This window comes from Roseibium sp. RKSG952 (genome assembly GCF_009711355.1).
In genome coordinates this window covers 238816-262288 of record NZ_SMMF01000960.1, presented here as the reverse complement: position 1 = coordinate 262288, position 23473 = coordinate 238816, and the positions used below count along the sequence as shown (strand labels likewise).

General features: G+C 54.2%; 22 protein-coding genes and 1 tRNA gene. 10 read left to right on the top strand and 13 right to left on the bottom strand.

Annotation, left to right across the window (positions count from 1 at the left end; genetic code table 11):
* The first annotated feature begins 120 nt into the window (after positions 1-120).
* A complete protein-coding gene (locus tag E1297_RS42470; protein ID WP_155149107.1) occupies positions 121-1083 on the top strand; it encodes an L-malyl-CoA/beta-methylmalyl-CoA lyase in 963 nt (320 codons plus the stop codon).
* Positions 1084-1154: 71 nt separating this feature from the next.
* Here the strand turns inward: E1297_RS42470 and E1297_RS42465 are convergent, their stop codons facing one another.
* Together E1297_RS42465 and E1297_RS42460 are read right to left on the bottom strand one after the other, a co-directional pair.
* On the bottom strand, positions 1155-1733 hold the full coding sequence (locus tag E1297_RS42465; protein WP_155149105.1) for a PA14 domain-containing protein: 579 nt from the start codon (positions 1731-1733) through the stop codon (positions 1155-1157).
* A 120-nt stretch (positions 1734-1853) separates the two neighbouring features.
* On the bottom strand, positions 1854-2297 hold the full coding sequence (locus E1297_RS42460; protein WP_209016329.1) for an Lrp/AsnC family transcriptional regulator: 444 nt from the start codon (positions 2295-2297) through the stop codon (positions 1854-1856).
* An 82-nt stretch (positions 2298-2379) separates the two neighbouring features.
* Here E1297_RS42460 and E1297_RS42455 point away from each other — a divergent pair, with 82 nt between their 5' ends.
* Entirely contained in the window at positions 2380-2976 is a 597-nt protein-coding gene (locus E1297_RS42455; RefSeq protein ID WP_155149101.1) for a LysE family translocator, read from the top strand.
* A 222-nt stretch (positions 2977-3198) separates the two neighbouring features.
* Here E1297_RS42455 and E1297_RS42450 read toward each other — a convergent pair whose 3' ends face one another.
* Both E1297_RS42450 and E1297_RS42445 read right to left on the bottom strand, forming a co-directional pair.
* Positions 3199-6192: a glycoside hydrolase family 99-like domain-containing protein gene (locus E1297_RS42450; RefSeq protein ID WP_155149099.1), complete on the bottom strand. Its 2994-nt coding sequence runs from the start codon at positions 6190-6192 to the stop codon at positions 3199-3201.
* A gap of 244 nt (positions 6193-6436) precedes the next feature.
* Positions 6437-6706 (bottom strand): AraC family transcriptional regulator, encoded by a 270-nt coding sequence (locus E1297_RS42445; protein ID WP_209016328.1) that lies wholly within the window; start codon positions 6704-6706, stop codon positions 6437-6439.
* A gap of 124 nt (positions 6707-6830) precedes the next feature.
* On the opposite strand from E1297_RS42445, the gene E1297_RS42440 reads away from it, so the two are divergent.
* Positions 6831-7793 carry an acetyl-CoA carboxylase carboxyltransferase subunit alpha gene (locus E1297_RS42440; protein WP_155149097.1) on the top strand — a complete coding sequence of 321 codons (963 nt, stop codon included), beginning with the start codon at positions 6831-6833 and terminating at the stop codon, positions 7791-7793.
* 4 nt (positions 7794-7797) lie between these two features.
* Here E1297_RS42440 and E1297_RS42435 read toward each other — a convergent pair whose 3' ends face one another.
* From E1297_RS42435 to E1297_RS42425, 3 genes are all read right to left on the bottom strand, one after another.
* Entirely contained in the window at positions 7798-8796 is a 999-nt protein-coding gene (locus E1297_RS42435) for a lytic murein transglycosylase (protein ID WP_368669838.1), read from the bottom strand.
* A 255-nt stretch (positions 8797-9051) separates the two neighbouring features.
* Positions 9052-9699 (bottom strand): GntR family transcriptional regulator, encoded by a 648-nt coding sequence (locus E1297_RS42430; RefSeq protein WP_155149093.1) that lies wholly within the window; start codon positions 9697-9699, stop codon positions 9052-9054.
* A gap of 35 nt (positions 9700-9734) precedes the next feature.
* On the bottom strand, positions 9735-10427 hold the full coding sequence (locus tag E1297_RS42425) for a M48 family metallopeptidase (protein ID WP_209016326.1): 693 nt from the start codon (positions 10425-10427) through the stop codon (positions 9735-9737).
* 100 nt (positions 10428-10527) lie between these two features.
* On the opposite strand from E1297_RS42425, the gene E1297_RS42420 reads away from it, so the two are divergent.
* Positions 10528-10854 (top strand): TIGR02300 family protein, encoded by a 327-nt coding sequence (locus tag E1297_RS42420; RefSeq protein ID WP_155149090.1) that lies wholly within the window; start codon positions 10528-10530, stop codon positions 10852-10854.
* A 143-nt stretch (positions 10855-10997) separates the two neighbouring features.
* A tRNA-Ala gene (locus E1297_RS42415) sits at positions 10998-11073 on the top strand.
* 319 nt (positions 11074-11392) lie between these two features.
* Here E1297_RS42415 and E1297_RS42410 read toward each other — a convergent pair.
* A complete protein-coding gene (locus tag E1297_RS42410) occupies positions 11393-12040 on the bottom strand; it encodes a hypothetical protein (protein WP_155149088.1) in 648 nt (215 codons plus the stop codon).
* A 392-nt stretch (positions 12041-12432) separates the two neighbouring features.
* Positions 12433-12906, bottom strand: coding sequence for a redox-sensitive transcriptional activator SoxR (gene soxR, locus E1297_RS42405; protein ID WP_155149087.1), 474 nt, complete (start codon positions 12904-12906; stop codon positions 12433-12435).
* A gap of 102 nt (positions 12907-13008) precedes the next feature.
* Here soxR and E1297_RS42400 point away from each other — a divergent pair, with 102 nt between their 5' ends.
* From E1297_RS42400 to E1297_RS42390, 3 genes are read left to right on the top strand one after another with little or no spacing between them, the layout of a single operon-like run.
* A complete protein-coding gene (locus tag E1297_RS42400) occupies positions 13009-13380 on the top strand; it encodes a DUF1330 domain-containing protein (RefSeq protein ID WP_155149085.1) in 372 nt (123 codons plus the stop codon).
* Between the two features lie 27 nt (positions 13381-13407).
* Positions 13408-14829, top strand: a complete 1422-nt coding sequence (locus E1297_RS42395; RefSeq protein WP_155149084.1) for an MFS transporter — start codon at positions 13408-13410, stop codon at positions 14827-14829.
* A gap of 4 nt (positions 14830-14833) precedes the next feature.
* Positions 14834-15472 (top strand): MBL fold metallo-hydrolase, encoded by a 639-nt coding sequence (locus E1297_RS42390; protein WP_155149082.1) that lies wholly within the window; start codon positions 14834-14836, stop codon positions 15470-15472.
* A 114-nt stretch (positions 15473-15586) separates the two neighbouring features.
* Here the strand turns inward: E1297_RS42390 and E1297_RS42385 are convergent, their stop codons facing one another.
* A complete protein-coding gene (locus E1297_RS42385; RefSeq protein ID WP_196223546.1) occupies positions 15587-16483 on the bottom strand; it encodes a LysR family transcriptional regulator in 897 nt (298 codons plus the stop codon).
* An 85-nt stretch (positions 16484-16568) separates the two neighbouring features.
* Here E1297_RS42385 and E1297_RS42380 point away from each other — a divergent pair, with 85 nt between their 5' ends.
* Both E1297_RS42380 and E1297_RS42375 read left to right on the top strand, forming a co-directional pair.
* The gene (locus tag E1297_RS42380) at positions 16569-17000 is read left to right on the top strand and encodes a VOC family protein (protein WP_155149078.1); all 432 of its coding nucleotides are present in this window, start codon (positions 16569-16571) and stop codon (positions 16998-17000) included.
* Positions 17001-17027: 27 nt separating this feature from the next.
* On the top strand, positions 17028-17783 hold the full coding sequence (locus E1297_RS42375) for an isochorismatase family protein (RefSeq protein ID WP_155149075.1): 756 nt from the start codon (positions 17028-17030) through the stop codon (positions 17781-17783).
* Positions 17784-17817: 34 nt separating this feature from the next.
* Here E1297_RS42375 and E1297_RS42370 read toward each other — a convergent pair whose 3' ends face one another.
* The 3 genes from E1297_RS42370 to E1297_RS42360 all read right to left on the bottom strand — a co-directional run bounded on the left by E1297_RS42370 (position 17818) and on the right by E1297_RS42360 (position 23380).
* Complete coding sequence (locus tag E1297_RS42370; RefSeq protein ID WP_155149073.1) at positions 17818-20937, bottom strand: efflux RND transporter permease subunit; 3120 nt, start codon at positions 20935-20937, stop codon at positions 17818-17820.
* A complete protein-coding gene (locus E1297_RS42365) occupies positions 20938-22095 on the bottom strand; it encodes an efflux RND transporter periplasmic adaptor subunit (protein ID WP_155149071.1) in 1158 nt (385 codons plus the stop codon).
* A gap of 517 nt (positions 22096-22612) precedes the next feature.
* Positions 22613-23380, bottom strand: a complete 768-nt coding sequence (locus tag E1297_RS42360; protein ID WP_155149069.1) for a hypothetical protein — start codon at positions 23378-23380, stop codon at positions 22613-22615.
* Positions 23381-23473 lie beyond the last annotated feature (93 nt).

The following is a 23473-nucleotide window of genomic DNA, read 5'->3' as shown; positions in this document are numbered from 1 at the left end:
CCAAAACGATATGCTGCGCCAGCATTGCCGCAGATGCACAATGATGCTTGCGCAGACTCGCGCAATTTAATACCTCATTGAGCAGAAAAATCGTAATTTCATTACTCACGCGAGGTCCAGATGAGTTTCCGCATCCAACCCACTGCCCCGGCACGTCCCAATCGGTGCCAGTTGTTCGGCCCTGGTTCGAACACAAAACTGTTCCCCAAAATGGCAGCTTCCGCTGCGGATGTAATTAACCTCGACCTCGAGGACTCGGTCGCACCCACGGACAAAGACGCCGCCCGCGCCAACGTGATCGAGGCGCTGAACACCGTCGACTGGGGCAACAAGTACATGTCAGTGCGTATCAACGGACTGGATACGCCCTATTGGTATCGCGACGTCGTTGACCTGCTGGAGCAGGCCGGTGATCGCCTTGATCAGATCATGATCCCAAAAGTAGGTTGCCCTGCCGATGTCTATGCCGTCGACGCATTAGTCACCGCAATCGAACGCGCCAAAGGCCGCACAAAGCCCGTCAGCTTTGAAGTGATCATAGAATCTGCGGCCGGTATCGCCCATGTGGAAGAGATCGCTGCCTCGTCGCCTCGCATGCAGGCAATGAGCTTGGGAGCTGCCGATTTCGCAGCCTCGATGGGCATGCAAACCACCGGCATCGGCGGCACGCAGGAAAACTACTACATGTTGCGCGAAGGCGAAAAACACTGGTCTGACCCCTGGCATTGGGCACAAGCCGCGATCGTTGCCGCATGTCGTACCCATGGTGTGCTACCGGTCGACGGTCCGTTTGGCGATTTCTCGGATGATGAAGGCTATATCGCACAAGCCAAACGCTCTGCGACACTGGGCATGGTTGGCAAATGGGCGATCCATCCCAAGCAGATCGCGTTGGCCAATCAGGTCTTCACCCCATCGGATGAGGCTGTATCGGAAGCCCGCGAGATTCTGGCCGCCATGGAGCAGGCCAAGGCTAATGGCGAAGGTGCTACTGTGTACAAAGGCCGTTTGGTCGACATCGCCTCGATCAAGCAGGCCGAGGTGATCGTTGCGCAGGCCGAGCTGATCGCGGCAGGCAGCTGATATCTGCCACAGGCAAATTTAAAGGGCGCTCGGTGAGCGCCCTTTTTCATTGGTACAATGCTATTGAGGTCTCAGCGCCCAAAGACGTTGTTGGGAACCCAGGTGACGCGATCACCCTTCTTGCCCCATTTCATCATCAGGCACGATGTTCCAAGCTTTTGGAAGTAGTTGATCTTGACCGGATACCAGCCCGCTTTGGGAACTTCGACTTCGGTCCGTTGGTTGGCCTCGCACCCTTGAATGCCGGTGACATAGCCGATCTGCTGGCCACCCACATAGGCCTCAATCCCGTCATTCGACCATGTTTCAAGCTCGTAGACGCCCGGCGCATCAAACCGGATGTAGCCCGAAATCTCGGCTGCAACGTTGTAAGGGTCGCTGAACGTAAGAACCGGATCACCCTTATCCGTGTCACGGTAGTCCAAGCCGCGCAGCGGTTGACCTGGTTTGGCCTTGGACAACAACCGTTTGGCCTGTTTGAGATCTCTAATCTTTCGCTGCGTGCCGTTCCCGACATACTTGACGTTCAAGCCAGCTTTTGGATTTGAGGGCTGCGGGCTGGCCGGTTGCAATTTCAATGGCGCCGCAAAGGCAGCACCTGCAATCAACGCTACGGCTGCAGCCATCGCTCCTGTCCGAACGAGTTTCATGGTCATCTCCCTGATGTTGGCGCCGTTTTGGGGTCATAACCCCAGTCAGCGACATATTTGTGATGACACTAGGCGCTGAAAATTAACCCTGCAAGATGGTTAAGGTTCACATTCTGGGCTTCAGGCCCTCAGATCCTTGGGCGATCCCATCACGACATAGGACGTTATCGAGGTCACATGCGGAAGCGTTCCCAGCACTTCTGTGTGGAATGTCTTGTACGAGGGCAGATCTGCACATTCGACCCGCAACAGATATTCAATGGTGCCTGTGATATTGTGACATTCGACCACTTCGGGCGCGCGCTGCAAGGCACGCTCAAAACCTTCTTGCGCCGCTTTGGTATGCTCGCCCAACCCTACACCGATATAAGCCACAAACCCAACACCCATGGCTGCGGGGTCAAGCACAGCCCGATAGCCCGAGATCACACCCGATCGCTCAAGTTCCTGCACTCGCCGAAGACAGGCCGAAGGCGAAAGGCCGATACGATCTGCCAGATCCAGATTGCTGATGCGGCCATCCACAGATAATTCGCGCAATATATCGCGGTTTATTTTATCCATCTTCGTCATTAATTGCGAAAGTATCACCGGTACGCACAAGAACGCAATTTCATTATAACAATAACAGGCAATTAATCGCAGCATGACTTATGAAATACTGCTTGCTCTGATTGCCTTTGCTTTCGTGTCCTCGATCACTCCGGGACCGAACAATCTAATGCTGATGGCATCGGGTGCCAACTTCGGATTTCGCCGCACGATCCCGCATATGCTGGGCATCGGACTAGGTTTTACGTTTATGGTGTTGCTGGTTGGCGCCGGGCTTGTTCAGTTGTTCGACCGATATCCTGTCAGCTACACGGTGCTCAAAGTCGCGTCAGTTGTATATCTGCTGTATCTGGCATGGAAAATCGCCCACGCCGCTCCAGCTCAGAGCCGGGACGCAACAGGCAGCCCGATGACGTTCTTGCAAGCGGCTGCGTTTCAGTGGGTCAATCCCAAGGCCTGGGCAATGGCGTTGACTGCAACAACCGCCTACGCGCCCGGTCAGACGCTGAATGCCATCATCATCGTTGCGTTGGTGTTTGGCGCAATCAACCTGCCCTCGGTCAGCACCTGGACGGTACTTGGACAGCAAATGGCGCGGATTCTGACGAACCCGCGACGGTTGGTGGTGTTCAACTGGACAATGGCAGTATTGCTGGTCGCCTCGCTCTATCCGGTTCTTTGGCCGGGATGACCTGTTTCAGAGAAGGTAGGATAAGTCCGTCTGAACAAAGAAAGCTGAACGCACAAGACGATCTGTGAAACACAGCTTGTCAAAGCACCGTTTTGACGCGAATGCCTGCCACATTGGAATTCCTGTATGGACAATACCGCTCGAGTTCATTCGGGCAGGAGCGCCGACGCTCCCGCACCAATTGCAGCGCCACTCCTTGCCGGAGCAACCGATTCACCTGCCTCAGAAAGACTCTAGCCGATAACCTGATTTTTCCACGAGGTTGACGAAAACACGCTCTACGGCATGGGCAAGGGTGCCATCAGCCAAACCGCGTTCAACGTCAAAATCGTTGATGTTCAGCTTCAACAGAGGCTCGACGGCCTTCGGCGTAATCCAGAACATGGTTCCTGCTATGAACTGGCCATCTCGATATTCAAGTCCAATCTCGCGCGCTAGTTCTTTAACAGTCGCACGATTGTGGCGCATGTTGACTGACTCGTGCTTATGAACTGATTGCTTCGTCGCCAGCATTCCCAGCTTGGGATCCGCTTCAAATTTCTTGATAGCCGACTTGTTGATCAGCGCGCTCAATGTGCTCTTGCGGATTTTGTCACCATCGACCCGGTATACCGACTTTTTGCCGTGCACCTTGCAGACAGCCCGATAGTTCAGGTGGGCAATACGTTTCGCTGTGATAAGGAATGGGCGAACGTCCCGGCCACGGTTGTCGACGAGTTCTACATGAGCTTCCGGCATACTTCTGGAGACAATCAGCGCCGCTTCCAGACTTGTAGTCGTTACATAGACATCCACCGCCCCCTGCGGCAGCGTGTCAATCAGTTCTTTCAACTCTGGCCAAGTGTCAGAATAATGCACATGAGCTACGATGGCATATTTAGCCTCAGTAGTTTCGGGAATTTCCGGACGCAGGAAGGGCGCCGAAGCAGAGTCATAGTTGGCAAGGACTTTCTGCGTGGCATCCAGATAGCCATATCCGTAGAGTTGGTCCGGTTCCAGATGAGTACCCTCTGCCCATTCGTTCCACGCGTTAATGAACACGATACGCTCATCATCCGACAGGTTAGGGTCCTTGGCTGCATTTTCGACATTCGCAGACAACCACTGGCTATAGCGGGTCAGGCTGAAATCAGTGAATACCGATGCCTTCAGACCCCGCCGCGCAGTGTTGTCCCAAGACAGCATGGCCGTCCGGAAAGTCTTCTTCGCCGAGGGTTCTTTGCGGACCTCCTTGGATACAATATCATCGTAGTCATAGATGCCGCCCTCAAACTCATTGGCTAGGTTATCGACGAGTTTGGTGACATTCTTTGCGTCAACAGCATGAGGTGGGAATTGCATGGCTGCATCCAGACCAAGCTCTTCTGGCGTTCCACTATCGGCAGTTTGAGCAGAAACGACATACAATCCGTCCAGCCCCATCTCTTTTGCCTGCTCCCGCCACATCTGAACGGTTTCCTTGAAGTCAGGAATCAGGTGTGCCCGGTAAACAATGAACAGGGGTTTCCCGTTAATACGAATGTACCGTGGGTCCTTCATGAAGGATTCAAGATACTGAAGCATAGCACGTGAATCTTCCAACGAATGGTCCTGTGCGATCAGGATTTCCTGATCCAACCCATCCCAGCGGCGAGTCCAGTTTTCGTTGGCCCAGATCATGCAATACGGCATGTCTACTTTGGGGTTGTCGCGCATTGCTTCAAGTGGCTTTTCCATGAGCAGCTTGCCCGCAAACCAGTAGAAGTAATATGCGAACCCGGACACGCCATAGTTGCGCGCCAATCTCGCCTGCTCTTCCATGACCTCAGGAAGGCGCAGATCATAGTATCCCAAGTGTATGGGGCAATGTGGCTGATGGTGCCCTGCAAAAAGAGGATGCGCTTTACCTACATTGGTCCACTCGGTGAAACCTTTGCCCCACCATTTGTCGTTTTCGGGAAAAGGATGATATTGCGGTAGATAGAAGGCAATGGCCTTTACAACAGTTTCAAGCGTCTCATGAGGGATATAGTCGACAAAGCCTTCCTTCACCTGTGAATATTGAACAACAGGCAGGTTCGGCCCTTTTCCGTAGCGACCGAAAGGTGGGATTACACCTTGCGCTGCACTGGCGCGTCGGTCCGGCAGGAACAAGTTGACATTGGTGTCACCGGCCAGAATGCGCTCAACGAAATCAGGTGTTTCAAATTTTTCCGGCCAAATTCTCTTGGGTCGTCCGCGGCGTTTGCGCATGCTGTTTGACAGACGCCGCTTCAGGCTGGTTTTGCGCCAAAATCTACTTTGAACTACCTCATTGGCAGCTATCGTTGTGCTCCGAAGATGTTCGATGAGATGGGAAATGATCTCATCGCGCTCTGCCAAGGTTCCCTTGAGTTTGCTCAGAGAATCTTCCGGAGATGAACTTTGTTCTTGCTTGCCCGTCGCCTGCTTTGGCTTTTCCTTCTGGTCTGTCGCGCCATTTTGCATGTCCTCGACGGAATAGGGTTCCAGCGGAACACCAGGAATTTCATAGATCGAGTTCGGCAGTTCCGGCAGTTCACCGTCCGAGGCAAGAACAAGATCATGACGAGCATTCGTGACGCTATCGTGGATATCGCTGTCGGCTAGTACACGAAATGCAGCGCTCTGGTCGTTAGCAATGAGCGACGCCGTGCTCAGACGTTGGCCATAGTGACATGTGTTTGAAAAGTAGCCGTCGACCAGTTCTACGAGTTCGTCAGTTGAAAGCTCTTTCCCATGAAGTGGGCTATCATCCCCCGACTTGTCGGAATGCTCGTGCTTATTGGGGCTTGATATCAACAATAACCCGCCGGGACGAAGTACACGTTGCAATTCCTGCATCATGCGGTCGTGTTCTTCCAGATGTTCAATGGTCTCGAAAGAAGTGACCATATCTACGGAATCATCTGGAAGCGGAATATCCGTGGCGCTGCCGACGTGGAAAGAGAGGTTTGAGTCTCGGTAGTGGTGCTTTGCATGCCTCACAGCCGGCTCGCTGATGTCCACCCCGACAACCGACTTGGCATTTGCGGCAATAGCATCGGCTCCGTGACCCTCGCCACAGGCGATATCCAGAACATCCAGCCCGGTGGCCAGACTGCGGGCCAGTTGGTACCGATGAAGCTGTTCAATCTCGGCCACTCTTTGGAGTTCGGGAAGTTTCCGCTCTCCATCAAGCGGGAGATTTGCAGGTTGATCCATGCCGTCCTTTGTCATCGAAATACTTTCCTAGCCAAATTTCGTTCGGAAAATCGCTTATAATCCATCAAGCTGGCCAGCCTCAATAAGGTCTGCTGGGTCAATTACCTTACATCGGAAGTCCTGCGACTCTCTACGCAGGGGCTTTTAGACTGAACCTCGGCGACTGACACGGGCTTTTTTGCAGAACCACCAAGCGGCGCAATAATAGAGACTGATACCCCACACACTGTCCGTTCTCATTTAGTGGAAAGGGGGCGCATCAACGAAAATCGTTTAACGCTGACTTTTCGGGGGATCGACAGCGCGATTTTATGTCCGCATCAACAAGCCGGGTGGCTGCGCGATGCAAGCGCACTCTTAGCACGGCTTGCGCGAAGGTTTCACCAGGGATGGCACGAACAACGCGGTGCCAGTGAAATCGGGACATCGCCGCAACATCGGCCAGAACATCCAGCGACAGGTCTACATCGGGATGATCGTGGATATAGGTCAGCACGCCCAGAACCCGATCTTCGTAACTGGTTGCCATCTTTGGCATCCTTCTTTCCGGTTGCTTCTTGGTGGTGCCACAATCCAAATCCACAAATCTTGCTGAGTTGCATCCGGGACGACCTCGGGTCATATAGCAGGGAACTTCCGCGTTGAGAGGCGTCATGACTCAGTATCTGGATTTCGAAAAACCGCTGGCCGAGATCGAAGGCAAAGCAGAAGAATTGCGTGCACTGGCCCGCGCCAACGAAGAGATGGATATTTCTGAAGAGGCAGCGGCACTGGATGCCAAAGCCGCCAAGTTGCTGGACGAGCTGTATGGCGATCTGACGCCCTGGCGGAAATGCCAGGTTGCGCGCCATCCGGAACGCCCCCATTGCAAGGACTATGTCGAGGCCCTGTTCACCGAGTTCACCCCGCTCGCTGGGGACCGGAACTTTGCCGACGATCTGGCCGTGATCGGTGGGTTGGCGCGCTTCAATGACCAGCCTGTTATGGTCATTGGACACGAAAAAGGATCGGACACCAAATCGCGGATCGAACGCAATTTTGGCATGGCCCGTCCTGAAGGTTATCGCAAAGCCGTGCGTCTGATGGAAATGGCCGGTCGGTTTGGCCTGCCCGTCATCACACTGATCGATACCGCCGGCGCCTATCCCGGCAAGGGTGCTGAAGAACGCGGCCAGTCCGAGGCTATCGCGCGTTCGACTGAGATGTGTTTGAAAATTGGTGTCCCGTTGGTGTCCGTGATTATCGGCGAAGGTGGCTCAGGCGGTGCGGTTGCGTTCGCAACAGCCAATCGCGTCGCGATGCTGGAGCATTCGGTTTATTCGGTAATCTCACCCGAGGGCTGCGCGTCGATTCTGTGGAAGGATTCCGAGAAGATGCGCGAAGCCGCCGAGGCGCTGCGCCTGACTGCCCAAGACCTGCACAAGTTGGGCGTTTGCGACCACATCATCGATGAACCCAAGGGCGGCGCCCATCGGGATCGTGATGCAACGGTTGAATCCGTGCGCAATGCCATTGCCGCCATGCTGAAAGAACTAGAAGGCAAGGATGGGACGGCCCTAGTCAAGGACCGCCGCCAGAAGTTCCTGGATATCGGCTCCAAAGGGTTGGCGGCCTAGGCCGTCAGCCACCCAATCTGCGCAACAATTCGGCCGAAGGCTCTCCGGTTACCGGCAGACCTTTGGCGCGTTGATACTCGCTGATGGCGGACTTGGTGTTGTTGCCGATAACGCCATCTGCGCCCTGTGTATCGTATCCGGCCGATGTCAGGCGGCGCTGCAGTTCCTTTCTGTCCTCCAGCGTCAGCCCGGTTGCATCGGGGCCGAACGAGGCCTGAAACGGTGCGCCGCCCGCGATCCGGTCAGACAGATGCCCAACGCCAATCGCGTAACTGTCAGAGTTGTTGTAACGCTTGATCACCTGAAAATTGCGGAACACCGCTATGCGCGGCCCCGGCGTTTGCGGTTGCAATACCGCAAAGGGGGTGCCCGAGACGGTGCCCGCCTCGCCGCCCCATGGTTGTCCGCGCACCCAACCGGCCCGCGCCAGATAAGCGGCGGTCGAGGCCAGCGAGTCCGTTGGGTCCTCGGACCAGATGTCCCGACGACCGTCGCCTGTGAAATCCACGGCATAAGCCAGGTAAGACGTTGGGATGAACTGCGTATGCCCCATGGCCCCGGCCCAGCTGCCGGTCATGTTGGCGGGCGATGTATCCCCCTCCTGAATGATCTTCAGCGCGGCCACCAGTTGTTTTTCAAAAAATGCGCCTCGCCGTCCGTCATAGGCCAGGGTTGAGGTGGCCGAGATAACCGGTACGTCCCCACGGCGCGCGCCATAACGGCTTTCCAGTCCCCAAACGGCCACAACGACCTCTTTGTCGACACCGTACCGGGCCTCAATCTGCGACAGCGTTCCGTTGTGCTTTTGCAGCATTTGTTTGCCTGTGCTTATCCGCTCATCCGAAGCAGCAATTGCCAGATAGTCTTCAAGTGATCGCTTGAACTCAACCTGATTGCGGTCGCGCTCGATCACATCGGGCAAATAACCTGCCCCCTGAAAGGCACGATCTATGGTCGATTGCGAAATGCCCTGTGAGGCCGCACGCCCTTTGAAACTCGCCACCCAGGCATCCCAACCAGCGTTTGGTACCGCCCGCATCCGCGATGCCGGTGCACTGGTGGGTGTGCCACCGCCTGAACACGCGGCCAGCAACGTTGACCCGAGTCCGATAGAAAAGGTCCGTCGATTGATCATAACTGAAATCTGCTCTTGTTGTGATTTGCCTCATGCTATCGCAGACGCGCTGTCCAAACCAGCTTGCAAATCTATCATCAGTGATCTGGATTCATCCCTGATCACTGGTCAGCGAGAAGCCGCTCAGGCCACCAGCAGTCGCAAACCCTGCGTCACATCCGATCTTACAGCTAAACGCAATCCCGGCTCATCTCCGGCTTTGAGGGCCGCGATAATCAGCTTGTGATAGTGAGGAGGCTCGGTTCGGCGCAACCTTCCATACAACGCGCGCATCGTGGGGCCTAATTGCAGCCAGACAGTCTCGGCGATGGCCAGCATCGCTGGCGCTTGCGCACGCAGATACAGAGTGCGATGAAAATCCAGATTCGAGCGGATATACCCAACCGCGTCCCGCTTGGTCACCATTTCAGCGACGGTCATGTTGATCGTCTGCAGCCGATCAATCAGCGCCATATGTGCCCGTGGCAAGGCACGGCTGGCCAGTTCCACTTCAAGCAGCGCACGCAGCGCTGCAAGCTCTTCAATTCTATCATTGGTCAGTTCAGGGGTGGAAACGCGCCCAGACGAAGACAGGAACAGTGCGCCCTCAGCCGCCAACCTTCGAACCGCCTCTCGCGCCGGGGTCATGGAGACCCCGAACTCTTTCCCAATCCCCCGAAGGGTCAGCGCCTGCCCCGGAGCCATTTCCCCATGCATGATCCGAGACCGAAGCGCACGATATACCCGGTCATGAGTTGCTGTTTGTGAATCCGTGGGACGCGCGTTCAACATGGCCTCCATGTGATCACAAAACCAAGGGGCGTCAACTAGGTTCCGGCATCAAAGCGATAGCGATGCAAATCGGTCCCGTTTTCTCGTAACCACCTACGCGGCTCGGAATAAGGGCCGAAAATCCTTTCGACCTGTGCCCAGAACGCCGGCGAGTGGTTCATCTCTGCCAGATGCGCAACCTCATGGGCTGCGACATAGTGCAAAACCTCGGACGGGGCGAGGATAAGCCGCCATGAAAACATCAACCCACCATGCGAACTGCACGACCCCCAGCGGGATCTTGTATCCCGCATCGTCAGGCTGGAATAGGACCGCCCCAGCATTGCGGCGTAGTCATCGCAGGCGCCGATTAGCCGGTCACGCGCCAGCTCCTTGAGGAAACGCGCGAGGCGACGCGCTTCACCTCCTGCCGGGACACTGACATTATCCCGATCCAACAAGATCCGACGACCCTCTGCAGGGACGATTCGGCGCACAACACCCTCGATCGGGATCGACTCTCCAAACCCGATATCAATTGCATCAGGGCGCGCCTCCAGATGCTCGCGAATCCAGTCTTCTTTGGTCTTTGCAAAGCTCAGTGCCTCTGATTCAGGAACTCCCTGCGGGTAGGTCAGCGTAACGCGGCCATCCAGTTGAGAAATTCTCAGACTTATACGCCGCGCCCGCGCCGATTTGCGCAATGTCAGCGGTACTGGCGGCTGCCCGGGCAATGCATGTCGCCCCATTGTACGTTCTCCTTCGCGCAAAGGCTTTGACAGTGCCCGCTGCATGTGGCACGTGACCTGAATCGTTTATACGACTCACCTGATATCAAGGGGATTTGACATGCCCAAGGAAGAATGGGGCGTAAAGCGCGTTTGCCCAACAACAGGCAAACGGTTTTATGACCTGAACAAGGATCCGATCATCAGCCCCTACACCGGCGAGATCGTGGAACTGGAAACCGGCAAGAGCCGGATGATTGCTGCTGATGCCGAAGATGCAGCATCGGCGAAAGCGCGCGCCGCAGACTCGGATGAAGATCTGGTTTTGGATGATGACGACAATGTCGACGTCGAGCTGGACGATGATCTGCTGGACGATGACGACGACAGCAACGACAATGTTTCGTTGGATGACATCACCGACATGTCGTCGGAAGACGAGAACTGATTTCGGTCCGGGGCGGCCCCTGCCGCCCCGTCCGCATCTGCGGATGGCGGGTTCAAAACTTTTTCTCTGAATCTGGTTTTTGGACTTGCGCTCTTCAACGGCGTCTCTTAAACGTCCGTCCACCGCCAAGGCGGTACCTGCATGGGGCCTTAGCTCAGTTGGGAGAGCGCTTGCATGGCATGCAAGAGGTCAGGGGTTCGACTCCCCTAGGCTCCACCAAACAATCTCTGGAAAATTCTGCATAGTCCTTCCGGTAATTCGGGATTTGTTAGCATTTTCCAACTATCGCGACCTTTCGGGCTCTGCACATGATCCGTTTCCACTCTTTATCCGTCCGGCAGTATCAACTGGATCGAAGCGCATCGTCGCAGTTTCTAACTGCAATTTTTTTCCGATCTTGCGCTAGATGTACTGCACTTTGACTTGCAGCGGCGCGGATAGGAACGCGATTTTGGGTTGAACGGATCAGGGACAAAATTGCTGTCCTACGACAGTGACGCAGCTCAGAGCAATCGAACCAGATTGAGCGACTGGCGACTCAATCGCCGCAACCACCACCATCGCCCGAACCACAGTCACCTGCATCTGCGTCTGCAAATGGGTCATTACTTGCAAAAATCAACGTCAGTTCACTTTTGGAGGTCAGGCTATTGAGTGTGGTCACAAAACAGACGAGCGGTACGCTCAGCCAAAGCACTCCAAACAAAAGATCGCCACTTTGAACGATGGAAGTAGTGCCGATGCATATGAACACCAACAAGAAGATCAGCATCATGAAAGTTCCAACTCTGTTTTTCCGCTTCCAAATCCCTTTTGGGGGCGTTCCAAACAGGTCCGAATAGGCTTTGACCGTGGCTTTGTAATCATCCAAGTGTTGGGAGCTTTGGCCACCGGGATTGTGGTGCACGGGTTTGCCCAGCTTTTTACAAAAGACATCCCAATAGTCGCGGCTGTGCTGCATGTGTAAATGCCACACCAAATCGACCGCCTTCGAGGGCACGTTGCGCTCTGTTCGCGCGGCACAAAGATACATAAACTTTTGATATTCAGCGATCGCCACATTGGCGGTATCGCGAGAGATGCTGTTTTCAGCCATAAGTTGTTCAATGAATGGCTTGCCCGCAGCATCATCCGGCAATTTGTGCGTTTTAATCAGCTCCCACAGCTGAGAATTGAGAGAGGTCATCGGAGCCTCCTATGTTTTCTCTTTTTTGCAACTTTTGACTAGCGCACGAATGTGACAGATATGTGAAACCTTAGGGAACCTGCCTGTAGCTCACAGGCCGGAGGCGAGTTCACAGCAAAACTGGCTTCGTTCGCGCAATAAGCCACATCGTCTCGAAGATCAGGCGCTGGTTTGAATGCTCAATGGCCCGTAAGGTGTCGCCGCGTTATAGCTACCAAAGCTGGTAGTTCTTTCCAGTGGCAGACTGCCAAATTATTGCCGTTCGCCAAGCTTGGATTCGCCGCAACGAAGCTTCCCCAAAGCGGTCATTCTCCGCGCAAGCAATACCAGCATTTCAAGATGAGTTGTTGATGACAACAGAGCTGTCACCACGTTAACCGAACCAATGCAAGCTAAGTGCCGACAAAGCCTTCCACCTCTGGTGCATCTTCTTCCAGATATCGTGGACCTGGGCCGTTGGCGCCGATCTTGTCGTCTGGATTGACGAGCTTGCATGTATCCATCGATAAGCAGCCGCAGCCGATACAGCCAGCCATTCCGTCTCTCAACCGCTGCAAACGTGCGATACGGTCATCCAAATCGTCGGTCCACCGGATTGAGAGTTTTTCCCAGTGTTTGACCGTAACCTTTTCCTCGGGGGGCAGAAAATCCATTGCTTCGGCAATCTCCCGAAGCGGTATGCCCACTCGCTGCGCCACCTGGATAATAGCGATCTTTCGTAAAACAGTTGGAGAATAACGGCGGTGATTGGCATCGTTGCGCACCGACGCGATCAGCCCTTTTCGCTCATAGAAATGCACCGCAGACACAGCGATACCGCTGCGTTCCGCCACTTCGCCTACCGTCAGACCACCACGACGCTTCATCCCGAAACTCCTGTCATCAATCGCTTGACCTCAACTTAAGTTGAGGAAGTAGCAACGCAATAGGAGGCTCGAATCATCGAGCAAATAGACACGGAGATTGATATGCCGAAACAGAAGCCAGCCTACCTTGTGGCCAGTTCATTTATGCCGGAAGGGCACGGTGCTCTTGATCCTTACGGTCAGGCCACGCACCCAATCATGGAAAAGTGGGGTGGTGAGTTGATCGTCGCGGGCGAGACCGGGCAATTCATGGATCTTTTTGAGGGTGAGTGGAAAGATGATGCTCGGTTCACGTTGTTCCGGTTCCCATCGATGGAAGCGCTGCAAGGCTTCTGGAATTCAGAAGAGTATCAGGCTGTTAAGCACCTTAGAACGGATGTGATCCCTCCGAATTTTACGTTTGCGGTTGAGGGGTTCAATGCCGACGAGTGGGCAGCACAAAACCCCGATCACGCCTATGTCCAAAAAGACTGAACACCAACTTTGAGCGCGGAGCGAACCATGACGACAGCCGTTGAGCACAAAGCAGAGCCCGGGTGGCATGAAATTCTGAGGGGAGAGTTCTCAGCGGTGTCCGCCGTCCTTGCGGCTGGCATCGCGCTTCACGCAGTGAACATTACCCTTTCCGCTACGATGCTGCCTTCCATCGTGGCAGAAATTGGCGGACACAGTCTTTACGCCTGGAACGCCACACTCGCGACGCTTGCCGCAATCCTCAGCGCGGCAGTCACCGGGAAATTGTTAAGGCGCACGGGTGTTCGCCTTGGGTTTGGGATGGCCGGGATTGTCTTTGCAACAGGCAGCCTGCTTGGCGCATTGGCGTGGAGCATGCCGGTTTTGCTGGTGGGGCGGGTCATTCAGGGCGCGGGCGGCGGGATGCTCTTCACGCTCTGCTATTCCATGATCATCATCGTCTATCCGGAACGCCTGTGGTCCCGGGCGATGGCACTTTTGTCAGGAACATGGGGGATCACAATGCTGTTTGGTCCAGCCATCGGAGGGATCTTCGCCGAGTTTGGCATGTGGCGTATGGGGTTCGGGATCATGCTGCCGATTACCGCCTTGTTTGTCGCCCTGACCTTAATACTGCTTCCTCGCAGTCCGCAGGATCATAGGCCGACCGAACCACTTGCGTTCGGGCAATTGGTACTGCTTGCAGGCTCGGTGTTGGCGATCTCACTCGGAAGCATCGCACCATCTATCACATGGGCCGTTGCGGCCGTGCTGGTTTCTATCTTGCTTTTGTTATCGCTGATGCGCCGCGAACAAATCAAAACCGTGCGGCTGTTCCCTCGTGGTGCGACCGTCCCGCGAACACCGCTGTTTCTGGCATTATCGGTCATGGCACTTTTGATTTTCTGCATCAATGCCGAGTTCTTCATGCCGTTTTATCTGCAGCGACTGCATGGGTTAAGCCCGCTGATGGCAGGTTATGTGGCTGCGTTGGTTTCCATTGGATGGGCAGCGTCAGAGGTTTATTCCGCACGCTTCACAGGTCGAAAAATGCACCAAGCGGTTCTCGCAGGTCCAATCCTGATGATGATTGCGTGTGTGGTGCTTGGCGCGGCCACACCAATGTTTGGAAATGCAGGACCAGCCATGACGTCACTGCTGTCAATCGCCTTGATTGTACTGGGTGTTGGCATCGGCGTTGGCTGGCCTCATCTCAATACATTCATACTGCAATTCACGGATGAGAACGAGCGGGACATGGCCGCGTCTGCCCTGTCCACGGTGCAGATGTTTGCAGTCGCATTTGGGACCGCCGCGGCAGGTCTGGTTGGCAATTTCACCGGGTTCAACGACGCCGGGAACCAATCGACCATAGCAAATTCTGCAATCTGGCTGTTCGTGACATTCGGGTTGGTCGCCGGGGTTGCCGTTCTTGCCAGCCGCACCCTGATTGCCGGACAGAAGGAGTAGCAGGATGAAACAACTATTCCCGGACCTGTGGCAAACACCGCTTGAACTGCGCTTTGGGACATTGAAGTCCCACGCCTTTCTCCTTCAGCATCCTGCAGGGCGAGATATGATCTATGTTGCTGAGGAACCATCGACACTGCACACCATCAAGACATCCGGAAATGTCGATCACCTGTACCTCAGCCATAATCATGAGATCACTGACGGGTTGGCCGACGCGAAATCTACACTCGGTGCGCCTTTGGTTGGACACGCCAGGATGCAGCAGTACTTCCCAAAGGGCCTGAAGCTGGACCAAACGATTCAAACGGAAAGTCGCGTCAAACTCAACGGCGGGTTGGAGGCGATCTACACGCCGGGGCATACGGATAACAACATCAGCTATAGGTACGTTTCACCGTACGGTAAGACGTATCTCTTTGTCGGTGACACTTTGTACCCTGATAACGGCGAGTGGAGAGCTTTGGTCATGGAAAGCCACGGGGGGAACAGGAAAACGTTGATAAAAACAATCGAACAACTCAAAGCCGTTCAAGCCGAGGTCATCATTCCCAGTGTCGCCATCGGGAACTACCAAATAACTGAACTGACCAAGAGCGACTGGCACGCCGCGTTGGATGCAGCCATCTTGTCTTTGCAGTGAACTAGGAACAGGCAGCACCTTTTATTCCGAAAACTCATAACGTGCCAAATCAAAAGGAGCATTCAGGTCCGCATGCCATCCAACATAAGTGTTGGACATCTGCAGGGCCTGAGCTCAGCCGCTCTTCTCGACCAGAAAATCGATCATGGCACGGGTTTTGGCGGGCAGGTTATCGCGGCTGGCATAGATCACGTTGACCCCGATCGGGGGCGCGCGGAAGTCGGGCAAAATCGCAACAAGAGTTCCGGCAACCAGTTCAGCCTGACAGGAAAGCTCCGGCAGACGGGTGATCCCAAGACCGGCAAGGGCCAGCGCCTTTTCAGTGTGGCCATCATTGCATCGAATACGTGGTGCGATTGGCACTGTGATCACCTCTCCATCTGGTCCCGGATAGGTCCAGTTTTGGGTGACCCCGTGAAACGAAAAATCAATAAGTTGATGCCCTTTTAGGTCATCAGGGTGAAGTGGTGTGCCGTATCGCTTCAGATAGGAACGCGAAGCCACTGTCAGACCCTGTGTGCGAAATATCTCGCGGGCGATCAGGTCAGACGGGGGCAGATCACCGATGCGCACCAGTAAGTCGATGCCTTCACCGATCATGTCGGCGCGGCGTTCGGATACGTCGATGTTCAGATCAACCTCGGGGTATCGCTCAAGGAATTCGGGCAACCAGCCATTCAACCACCCATGCGCGAAAACCACAGGTACGCTCATCCGCAGCTCCCCAAAGGGCCGGTCGCCGACCGAATGCAACCGGTTCTGCACCGCACGGGTGTCATCCACAATCCGCCGCGCGTTTTCATAGTATATGCGCCCGGATTCCGTCAGACTGATCTGGCGTGTTGTCCGGTTCAGGAGTCGAGTACCCAGCCGTGTTTCAAGCCGGGCGATCTCTTTGCTGACGTGGCTGGGCGTATGACCCAATAGCTTGGCGCCCGCACTCATACCTTCCTGCTCTACCACTGTGCAGAACAGAACCATGCCGTCGAATAGATCCTTATTATGATCCATATAGAATAAATGCCGTTCCATCCAAGCTATTAAAGTTCATTACAGGCATAGCTACCTTTGTTGCAAGCAAAGGAAAGGCCAAACCATGTTGGACATCAGAAACTTCGATCACATTGGCATCCGTATCAGCAACCGCGAAGCTTCCGTCACCTTTTATGAGATGCTTGGATTCGAACTGATCGCAGACGGTGGCTATGACAAAGGCCACCCGCTGGTGATGCTGCATCCCTCGGGGATCAATATAAACCTGCTGGGACCGGCAACGGCAAAGGCGGGTGCAAATATCCTGATGGACGAGGCCGAGAAATATCCGGGCATCACTCATCTTGCTGTCAAAGTGAAGGACGCAGAAGCAACCGAAGCCTTTGTCACCGAGAAAGGCATCACCATTACGGGCCGTCGCGAGTTTCGCGGGACCAAAACCATCTTCATCCGCGATCCGGATCGCAATGTGTTGGAGCTTGTCGGCCCCGGTCCGTCTGTCGCGCAGCTGATCGCCGAGCATGTGCACAACTGAATTCCAACCATCAATGGAGACATTCTAATGATCACTTTCTTAAAACCGATCACTGCAGCCTTGAGCCTGACCATCGCCACCACAGCGCTGCCGGTATGGGCGGAAACCCAGATGATCAAAACAGTGGATGGAATAGCTAGCTATCCGGAGGGCTATCAGGGCACACCGGTCCGTGCCGCCGACGAAGACCCGTTTCTGTCGCCAAGCAACTCGGCGCTGATCCTCATCGACTACCAGCCACCAATTTTGGCTGGGGTCAAGAACATCGACCATGAAGAGCTGATCAACAACACCACGGGACTGATCAAAACCGCCGTGATTTATGATATTCCGATCATCTTCAGCCATGTCGCCGTGGGCCTGAACGGTTATGATCCGATGATCGAAGAACTGAGCGAACTGGCTCCAAACGCGGTATTTGTTGACCGGACCAACGTGAACGCCTGGGAAGAGCCGGAGTTTGTAGCTGCGGTTGAAGCAACGGGCCGAAAGAAGCTGATCATGGGCGGTCTTTGGACAGATGTCTGTCTGGCCTATCCCGCCATTGAAGCCGAACTTGCCGGATATGAGGTCTATGTGCCGGAGGACGCTGTAGGCTCAATCACTCAGCTCAGCCACGAGAACGGAATGCGCCGCATGATCGAGGCAGGGGTCGAACCGATCACATGGAACGTGGTCCCGGCAGAGTTGCAACGCGACCATGCGCGTGCTGACAAGTTGCAGGCGGTTACCCGCGTGTTCATGGAACATCTGTTCAAAGTCGATCCGGATTCAACCTGGTAAACCCAACGTCGGTCAGGGGTTTCGCTCAGGGGCCTCAACCGGTGATCGTGGAAGTTTTGGTTAGACGCTCTCGCAGCCGTTCGATGACCACGTACAATACCGGCACAAGCACGAGGCTAAGGATTGTAGCGACAATCATCCCGCCAAAGACAGCCGTTCCAAGAGACCTGCGCGCTGCAGACCCGGCACCGCTGGCTATTACCAGTGGCACAACGCCCAGAATGAAAGCGAACGCGGTCATCAACAATGGCCGAATCCGGATACGCGCTGCCTCCATTGCCGACTCCTCAATGGAAAGCCCCTCCTGGCGTCGACGTCGTGCGAACTCGACAATCAGGATGGCACCCTTGCTTGCGAGACCGATCAGCATGACCAAACCAATCTGACAATAGATGTTGTTGTCATAGCCGCGGAACCACTGCGCGACGAGGGCACCGAATATCGCGAGTGGAACCGCCAACAATACCATGAAGGGCATGACGAAACTCTCGTACTGGGCGGCCAGAAACAGGAAGGCAAAGACAACCGCCAACGCGAAGAGGATCGGAGCCACATTCCCTGCCTTGATTTCCTGATACGCATTGCCAGTCCACTCATAGGTATAACCGCGTGGAAGCGTTTGCTTCGCCAAGGTATCCATGGCCGCGATAGCCTGACTGGAACTGTGCCCTGCTCCTGCGGCACCATTGATGCTGGTCGAGCGGAACAAGTTATAGTGGTTGATCGTGCGCGCGCCGATCTGAGGCTGAAGCTTCACCAAAGCACTTAGTGGAACCATACTACCTTGGTCGTTGCGCACATAAAGTCGGCCAATATCTTCTTCGGCTTGCCGAGCATCTACATCGGCTTGCAGGTAGACCTTGTACACTCTGCCGTAGATGTTGAAATCGTTGACGTACACGCCTCCTAAAAATGTCTGCAATGCATCAAAAACATCGCCGATCGAAATTCCCTCGGTCAGCGCTTTGGTACGATCAAGTTCGATATGGAGTTGCGGTGTGCTCGCTGAAAACGGGCTGAACAGGCCAGACAACTCAGGTCGGGCATTTCCAGAAGAAACCATTTCCCGGGTCACCTGCTCCAGATCCTGAAGCGAGCCACCGCTTGTATCCTGCAGTTCGAACTGGAACCCCCCGGTTGGCGAAAGGCCAAAGATGGGGGGAGGGTTCAGTGTTGTAAGAATTCCACCTGGAAGCTCGTCGAACTTGGCCTGCGCTTTGGCCATGATTTCAGTGACGCTTTCACCGGAACCCTTTCTCTTGTCCCAGGGTTCGAGAATTGCGAACAGGTTGCCCTGATTGGGGGCAGACGTGTTGGTCAAAATGCTGAAGCCGGTGAAAGTAATGACACCTTTGACGCCCGGAAGATCATGCAGAATTTCGTAAGCCTCATCGACAACCTTCTGGGTCTGACCCAGCGCTGTGCCCTCCGGCGCTTCAAGGCTGATGATGAAATAGCCCTGATCTTCGTTTGGGATAAAACCCGCGGGCACAACGGTGAACATATAAACAGTTCCCGCCAATAAAGCAGCGAACCCCAGTGCGACTGGTTGCCAAACCCGGATGAACCAGCCAACCACCGCCTCGTAGCGACGCGTGAACCAAGCAAAACCGGTATCGAATTTCTGGATTATCTTGGCTTTCGGTCGCGCACCGCCCAGAAGTAAACCACACAGCGCTGGGCTGAGTGTCAGGGCGTTAATTGCTGAAATCGCAACAGCTGACGCAATCGTAAGGGCGAATTGCTGGTACAGTTTTCCTGTCAGGCCAGGCATCAAAGCAACGGGAATGAAGACCGCCATGAGAACCAGTGAGGTGGCCACAATCGGACTAGTGACTTCGTCCATTGCGCGGCGCGCTGCTACCTTTGGATCTGTTTCACCATTCTCAATGTGCCTCGATACATTCTCGACTACGACAATTGCGTCATCGACAACCAGACCGACCGCCAGCACCAGACCAAACAGCGTCAGCAGATTGATGGAAAAGCCCAAGGCCAGCATCAAAGCGAAAGTGCCGATCAAGCAGACCGGAATTGTTATCACCGGAATAAGTGCCGCCCGCAGATTGGGTAGAAAAACAACGATGACAAAAACAACCAGCAGGATCGCCTGTCCAAGTGTGAAAAGAACATCCCGAATAGCTTCGCGATCAAAATTCGTCGTGTCGTAGATAACCGTATATTCTAGACCCTCGGGAAAATCCTGTGACAGCTCCGCCATGGTTTCGCGAACCTGTGATGCCAGCTGTAGTGCGTTGGCTCCCGGCAGTTGCATAACGCCAAGACCCACCGTCGGACTGCTGTCGAGAGTTGAACTGAACGAATAGTCTTCGGCACCCAGTTCCACGCGTGCGATATCCTTGAGCCTTATGACGGAACTATCATCGCCAATGCCCAAAACTATGTTTTCAAACTCTTCCTTGCTCTGCAGCCTTCCCTTTGCCGTCAGTGTCAGCTGGAATTTCTGAGTTGCACCGTTCGGTGGCGCGCCCAATGCACCGGCAGCGACCTGCTGATTTTGCTCTGTGATAGCGTCATAAACGTCAGACGTAGTCAGGCCGAGGCTCGCCATTTTTTCAGGATCAAGCCAGATCCGCATTGCATAGACCCGTTCACCCCAAACCATAACCGTACCAACTCCGGGGATACGCTTGAGGCGATCTGTGATGTGGATGTCTGCGTAATTGGAAATGAACAGTTCGTCGAACTCGCCGTTTGGCGAAATAAGGTTGACCCCCATAGTCAGGTCAACCGACTCCTTTGTGACGGTCACGCCAGATGCGACGACCTCGTCGGGGAGTTGAGCCATTGCGGTGGATACTCTGTTCTGAGTGTCCACGGCAGCGATACTGAGATCGTAACCTTCCTCGAAAGTGACCGTTATGTTTGAGGTGCCATCGTTGGAGCTGGTGGAGGCCATGTAAACCATGCCCTCGACGCCGTTGATCTGTTCCTCAAGGGGAATGGTCACCGCCTCTTCGACGACCTCAGCGCTGCCGCCTGTATACGTGGCGCTGACAACGACCGTCGGGGGCACCACTTCCGGGAACTCACCGACGGGAAGCAAAGGGATCGAAATCAGCCCGGCGATTACAATTACCAACGCGATTACCGAAGCGAAGACGGGTCTGAAGATGAAAAACCGGCTCAGCATTCAGCCATCAGCCTTGTCAGCATCCGAGCCTGCGGATGGTTTTTTGACGTCGACTACCATGCCAGTGCGGACGCGTTGTTGCCCCTGCACGATCACCACTTCGCCGTCTTTCAGGCCCGACAAAACTATGCGACGGCCTTCATAGTTACGCCCAACGGTCACCCGACGCGTTTCGGCTTTACCGTTCTTGTCGACGACGAACACAAAGAAACCGGCTTGATCCTGTGCAATAGCCTCAGAAGGTACAGTTATCTGGCCTGACTGCTCTGCTAGCTGGATATCCACTTTGGCGTATTGACCGGGGCGGAGCGTTTTTTCGGGATTGGGAAATACGGCGCGTACAGCGATCGTACCGGTCGTTGGATCGACTCCCGGATCGGAAAAGTCGAGTGAACCCGCGTGCGGGTGAACACTGCCGTCTATCAGGGTTACCTCAACCTTCAGATCCGGATTTGCTGATCTGTACTTTTCAAGCTCCAGAAACTGCGTTTCGCTCGGGCTTACATAGACAAAAAGCGGGTCCATCTGGACCAGTTCAGTCAAGACGGTATCGTTCGCCGAAACGATGTTGCCTACATCCTGATAAACCCGTCCGATACGTCCATTAATCGGGGCGGATACAGTAGCGTAGTCGAGGTTGACCTGAGCCGAGTCCACCGCGCCCTGGCTGCTGTCGAGGTCACCCTTGGCTTGGGCTGCGTTGGTGGTTGACTGGTCCAATTGCTCTTCGGCTACAGTCCCGTCACTTGCCAGAGCGGAAAAACGCTCCTTCTCCCGGGTTGCAAAGTCGAAGCCGGCCTGGTTTTTGTCTCGTTCGCCCGTGACCCGTTTTAGCTCAGTGGCATAAGGACGCTGGTCGATAACAAACAGAGTGTCGCCTTTCACGATATCTGTGCCCTCTTTGAACGGTCGAGATTCAACATGACCATCGACCCGGGATCGAACGAACACGGTGTTTGGTGACTCAGTACGCCCGGTCAGTTCAAGAAAAAGTGGTACCTCTTCCGTTGTTGCTTGGGCTACAACAACTTTAGGGGCTGTGGCTTTTGTTTCATCCGGCTCATTCTCGTAGCAACCGACAATGAGGAATAGAGGGCACAATGACAAAAGATGGCGTACCCTCCAACATTTTCCCATTTTCTCTTGCCCAATGCGCACTCGCCCCTCCTAAAAACCAATACCCTGACTAACAGATAACTTAATTTGTCAATTTTATCACCAACAACAGTTTCTTGTGCGCCCGCGATTTCTCGTGAAGATTGCCAGCGTAAGATTTTCAGCGAATGGGCCTGGGGTTTGGCGGGGAGAGTATCGCCTCTGGTCAGTGTCGTTTTGATTGAGCCCGCAGGATCTTTGTTCAGGTTAAAACTCGTGAACAATGCCGCGTCACCGCAAATCCCCCACCATCGATCGTCGTATAGTCTCTAAGCCACACGACACACCCAAGCAGATTTAAGGCTTGCCCAAAAGTGATCCAACGCGATGCTTTGAGAGAAAGAGCGGGAACGACGCAGCGCAAGCCAGAAGAAATTCTCGCAGAACTGCGACAAGTTGAACGATTAGGAACTGCAGCCATGACTTTCGCTGCCCAAGTATCTCTGAAACACGACAATCTTCCCAGAAATTTGGTATTGGACGACGCTACTCACTTCTCTTGTTGGTCATTTGACGTGCGTCAACCATTTGGCGGAACGTCATCAAACAGAGCTGAACGTACGCCTTCTTGCAATTCAGCTGTACAACTATCGGTAAAAACGCCCACCTGAGAGCGCAGCTTCCAGCACTCAGCGTGTACTAGAGATACCTCTGCAGGCAAACGTTCACGAACGCATTGTGAAGAACGCCCTATGAGCTTCCAAAAACTGTCTCCAAACCACATGTATCCTGCAGCAACTTCTACATAATTTTGGCAGAGCCGGTAGCGGCCAGGATTTTGGCTGGTATCTACAATCTGTTGCTCAAGTGGGAATGGCAAACCGTTGGATTTCATGGGCAAGCCCTCCATCGACAGGCCGAGCGCCTTAAAGTCAAGCGGATCACAAATATTCTGATAGTACTGATAGTTCTCATCAACTAAATGCGCCTGCGTGAAATTTAGACTGTCCGCTAGTGTTGATGAGATTAATTCGTCGCAAAACTCAGGGGTTAAAACAGCCAAGTTAGACTTGATGAACACGTGATCGTAGTTTTGACCAGCGTTTTGTCCATAGCTGAAGCTGAACCCGTCTCCCAACACTTCAAATGATGGAACATGAGCACCGTCAAGAATCTCCTCGATTTTGGATGCCCTTATGGAAGTTCGATTGATGTCAGCAGATCTAAATGAGACCAGTGTTTCATCTGGAATACCTGTGTGGTGAAACTGAGACCATATTGCGGAAGCATCCAACTGCTTCCAGCGCCCAATAATCCACAGCGCCCGATCAAATCGACTAGAATTCATTGAGACTTACCTGAACGCCAAATTCTGCACCATATTGACGCAACGCCGTCGCCCTCGCACCACTCTTCATCTACTGGCTATGGGTCATGCCCC

Excerpts from the sequence above, each read along its gene's own strand:
- E1297_RS42375 (WP_155149075.1), top strand. The coding sequence starts at position 17,028 with ATGATCACTTTCTTAAAACCGATCACTGCAGCCTTGAGCCTGACCATC.
- E1297_RS42460 (WP_209016329.1), bottom strand. The coding sequence starts at position 2,297 with ATGGATAAAATAAACCGCGATATATTGCGCGAATTATCTGTGGATGGC.
- E1297_RS42465 (WP_155149105.1), bottom strand. The coding sequence starts at position 1,733 with ATGAAACTCGTTCGGACAGGAGCGATGGCTGCAGCCGTAGCGTTGATT.
- E1297_RS42390 (WP_155149082.1), top strand. The coding sequence starts at position 14,834 with ATGAAACAACTATTCCCGGACCTGTGGCAAACACCGCTTGAACTGCGC.
- E1297_RS42385 (WP_196223546.1), bottom strand. The coding sequence starts at position 16,483 with ATGGATCATAATAAGGATCTATTCGACGGCATGGTTCTGTTCTGCACA.
- E1297_RS42395 (WP_155149084.1), top strand. The coding sequence starts at position 13,408 with ATGACGACAGCCGTTGAGCACAAAGCAGAGCCCGGGTGGCATGAAATT.
- E1297_RS42370 (WP_155149073.1), bottom strand. The coding sequence starts at position 20,937 with ATGCTGAGCCGGTTTTTCATCTTCAGACCCGTCTTCGCTTCGGTAATC.
- E1297_RS42445 (WP_209016328.1), bottom strand. The coding sequence starts at position 6,706 with ATGGCAACCAGTTACGAAGATCGGGTTCTGGGCGTGCTGACCTATATC.
- soxR (WP_155149087.1), bottom strand. The coding sequence starts at position 12,906 with ATGAAGCGTCGTGGTGGTCTGACGGTAGGCGAAGTGGCGGAACGCAGC.
- E1297_RS42470 (WP_155149107.1), top strand. The coding sequence starts at position 121 with ATGAGTTTCCGCATCCAACCCACTGCCCCGGCACGTCCCAATCGGTGC.
- E1297_RS42420 (WP_155149090.1), top strand. The coding sequence starts at position 10,528 with ATGCCCAAGGAAGAATGGGGCGTAAAGCGCGTTTGCCCAACAACAGGC.
- E1297_RS42410 (WP_155149088.1), bottom strand. The coding sequence starts at position 12,040 with ATGACCTCTCTCAATTCTCAGCTGTGGGAGCTGATTAAAACGCACAAA.
- E1297_RS42450 (WP_155149099.1), bottom strand. The coding sequence starts at position 6,192 with ATGACAAAGGACGGCATGGATCAACCTGCAAATCTCCCGCTTGATGGA.
- E1297_RS42360 (WP_155149069.1), bottom strand. The coding sequence starts at position 23,380 with ATGAATTCTAGTCGATTTGATCGGGCGCTGTGGATTATTGGGCGCTGG.
- E1297_RS42455 (WP_155149101.1), top strand. The coding sequence starts at position 2,380 with ATGACTTATGAAATACTGCTTGCTCTGATTGCCTTTGCTTTCGTGTCC.
- E1297_RS42440 (WP_155149097.1), top strand. The coding sequence starts at position 6,831 with ATGACTCAGTATCTGGATTTCGAAAAACCGCTGGCCGAGATCGAAGGC.
- E1297_RS42425 (WP_209016326.1), bottom strand. The coding sequence starts at position 10,427 with ATGGGGCGACATGCATTGCCCGGGCAGCCGCCAGTACCGCTGACATTG.
- E1297_RS42400 (WP_155149085.1), top strand. The coding sequence starts at position 13,009 with ATGCCGAAACAGAAGCCAGCCTACCTTGTGGCCAGTTCATTTATGCCG.
- E1297_RS42380 (WP_155149078.1), top strand. The coding sequence starts at position 16,569 with ATGTTGGACATCAGAAACTTCGATCACATTGGCATCCGTATCAGCAAC.
- E1297_RS42430 (WP_155149093.1), bottom strand. The coding sequence starts at position 9,699 with ATGTTGAACGCGCGTCCCACGGATTCACAAACAGCAACTCATGACCGG.